1 protein-coding gene is annotated in these 566 nt (G+C 36.7%); it reads right to left on the bottom strand.

The annotated features are described in order from the left end of the window. Positions 1–210 precede the first annotated feature (210 nt). The coding region (locus tag MF4640_RS18890; protein ID WP_413772702.1) for an MBL fold metallo-hydrolase at positions 211–566 on the bottom strand (356 nt) is incomplete at its 5' end.

Genomic DNA, 566 nt, shown 5'->3' with positions numbered 1-566 from the left:
TTGACGGGCTTTCGCAATTACTTTCACTGCATTAGCAGCAGCTTGTTCAATATTTACCAATGGTAATTTACCTGTAGGTAGATATTCATTTTGTAAGTCGATAACTAATAAAGCTGATTTTGACATATCTATTCCTTTACTTAACTAATATTTGTTTTGTTCTGCTTAGGATTTTAAAGAAGTGGAAGTATTCCACTTCTTTAAGTTTCTTTAGAAAGAAAGCGTTTCACCATCAATAGGAATTAAAACCTTATCTTGAATCCCTTTGTCTTTTACGTACTCTGCAAGCTCAGCACGTGTTACTGACATGTGGTTAATTGCATCCATGTGAACAGCAACCACTTTAGCATTTGGTGCTTTCTGAGTTGCACGATAAGTATCTTCTTTGCCCATAATAATGGATTCTTTAAAGCCATCAACCAAGGCGTTACCTGTATTTAAGACAATCACATCAGGTTTAAATGTTTGAATCGCTTGATCAACTTCAGAACGCCAGATGGTATCTCCTGCCACATAAACAGTTTCATGGCCAGCAGCTTCAAATACCACACCCATTGCTTCACCTA

The organism is Acinetobacter sp. MF4640 (genome assembly GCF_002018895.1).
GTDB classification, from domain to species: domain Bacteria; phylum Pseudomonadota; class Gammaproteobacteria; order Pseudomonadales; family Moraxellaceae; genus Acinetobacter; species Acinetobacter johnsonii.
This window is presented reverse-complemented; position numbering and strand designations above follow the sequence as displayed.